Origin of the sequence: Mesorhizobium sp. M1409, from assembly GCF_040317535.1 — a bacterium.
Taxonomy (GTDB): domain Bacteria; phylum Pseudomonadota; class Alphaproteobacteria; order Rhizobiales; family Rhizobiaceae; genus Mesorhizobium.
In genome coordinates this window covers 1-2,334 of sequence record NZ_JAMYKV010000135.1, presented here as the reverse complement: position 1 = coordinate 2,334, position 2,334 = coordinate 1, and the positions used below count along the sequence as shown (strand labels likewise).

Here is a 2,334-nt window from a genome sequence, read left to right as displayed (position 1 = left end):
GGGGCGGCGCGCCCCCGGTGCGCAAAACCCCCCGCCCCCCTAATTTTGCGCGCTGTCTGGGCGCCGGGGCGTTTCTTTGCCCCGCCGCGGGCCCCTCGGCGCCATGCGTTCCGGCGACTTCGTACGTTCGCGCGCCGCATAGGCGGAAGACAGATTTGTGAGCATGAGCCATGTTGTTGTTTAGCTGGTTTGAAAGACGGCTCGATCCGTTCCCCGCGGCGGAACCGGTCGAGCCGCCCAGGACGCTGGTAGCCTTCTGCGTGCATTATACGCGCGGCGCGTGGCCCTATATCCTTCTCGACGCGGTGCTGGTGACGGCGATCGCGATCGCGGAAGTGTGGATGTTCGGCTTCCTCGGCCGCATCGTCGACTGGCTGTCGGGTCAGAATCGCGAAACCTTCCTGCAGACGGAAGCCTGGAAGCTTGCCGGCATGGCCTTCATCGTGCTGTTCGCGCTGCCGGGCACTGTATGGCTGCATTCGCTTCTCAACCAGCAGACGCTGATGGGCAACTATCCCATGCGCATCCGCTGGCAGGTGCACCGCTACCTGCTCAAGCAGTCGATGAGCTTCTACCAGGACGAGTTCGCCGGCCGCATCGCCACCAAGCTGATGCAGACGGCGCTCGCCGTGCGCGAATGCGTCATCAAGCTGATCGATGTCCTGAACTACGTCATCGTCTATTTCCTTGGCATGCTGGTCATCGTCGGTTCGGCCGACTGGCGGCTGGCCGCGCCGCTCGGCGTCTGGCTGGTCGGCTACATCCTGTTGCTGCGCTATTTCATCCCGAAGCTGGGCAAGGTCGGCGAGGAGCAGGCCAATGCGCGCTCGACCATGACCGGCCGTGTCGTCGACAGCTACTCCAACATACAGACGGTCAAGCTGTTCAGCCATGCACGCCGCGAAGCGTCGTTCGCGCGGGAAGGCATGTCCGGCTTCCTGCAGACCGTCTACCGGTCGATGCGGCTGGTGACGGTGCTTTTCGGCCTGCTCTACATCATGAATTCGCTGCTGCTGTTTTCGGTCACGGCGATGGCGCTGTGGCTGTGGCTCGGGCAGTCGGTGACGATCGGCGCGGTCGCCGTGGTCATCGGGCTGGTGCTCAGGTTATGGGGCATGTCGCAATGGATCATGTGGGAAATGTCGGGCCTGTTCGAGAATATCGGCACGGTGCAGGACGGCATCGCCTCGATCTCGTTGCCGCGCCTGGTCGAGGACCGGCCGGGGGCGAAGGACATCACCGTTTCCAGGGGCGAGATACGCTTCGAGGATATCCGCTTCCACTACGGCAAGCGGAAAGGGGTGATCGAGAACCTGTCGCTGGCGGTGAAGCCGGGCGAAAAGGTCGGTATCGTCGGCCGTTCGGGCGCCGGCAAGTCGACGCTGGTCAATCTCCTGCTGCGTTTCTACGACCTGGAGAGCGGAAAGATCCTGATCGACGGCCAGGAAATCGCCGATGTGACGCAGGATTCGCTGCGCGCCCAGATCGGCATGGTGACGCAGGACACATCGCTGCTGCATCGTTCGGTGCGCGAGAACATCCTCTATGGCCGGCCCGATGCCTCGGAAGAGATGCTTGTCGAGGCAGCGCGGCGCGCCGAGGCGCTGGATTTCATATCAGGGCTTTCGGACGCCAGCGACCGCAAGGGCTTCGATGCCCATGTCGGCGATCGCGGTGTCAAATTGTCCGGCGGCCAGCGGCAACGCATCGCCATCGCTCGCGTTATGTTGAAGGACGCACCTATACTTATCCTTGACGAAGCGACCTCGGCGCTTGATTCCGAAGCCGAGGCGGCGATCCAGGAGAATCTCTACAAGCTCATGCAAGGCAAGACCGTCATCGCCATCGCGCACCGGCTGTCGACCATCGCGGCGATGGACAGGCTGGTGGTGATGGACAAGGGCCGTGTCATCGAGGAAGGTTCGCACGAGGAACTCGTCGCCCAAGGCGGGCTCTACGCGCAGCTCTGGCAGCGCCAATCGGGCGGGTTCCTGCTTGAGGACGTCCCGACCGATGTCGCCAATGACGCACTTGCAAAGGGCCAAGCTGCCGAATGATGACTGCCGTCTATCGCTGGTTCGAGAACTGGGTCTACCCGTTCAGGGAGCCAGCCAGCCTTCGGCCACCGACCAGCGTCGGCGGCTTTCTCTGGCACTATGTCGGCCAGGCAAAGTTCGCCTTCTTCGCGATGCTGGTGATCGGCGGCATCGCGCCGCTGGTCGAGGCCGGCCTGTTCTACTTCGTCGGGGGAGCAGTGGGGAATGACGACCCCCACCACCCCCCCCGCCCCCTGGGGTGCTTGTTGGGTGTGGGCCGGGCCGGATATGGGGTTAT

Annotated in this window: 1 protein-coding gene and 1 pseudogene; both read left to right on the top strand. The window is 63.5% G+C overall.

The window, feature by feature from the left end; all coding sequences use genetic code 11:
• Nucleotides 1-170 precede the first annotated feature (170 nt).
• Complete coding sequence (locus tag NKG99_RS35655) at nt 171-2,057, top strand: ABC transporter ATP-binding protein (RefSeq protein WP_352874151.1); 1,887 nt, start codon at nt 171-173, stop codon at nt 2,055-2,057.
• Nucleotides 2,054-2,334, top strand: a pseudogene (locus tag NKG99_RS35650) (ABC transporter ATP-binding protein); the annotation flags it as partial. The gene NKG99_RS35655 and the pseudogene NKG99_RS35650, both read left to right, overlap by 4 nt.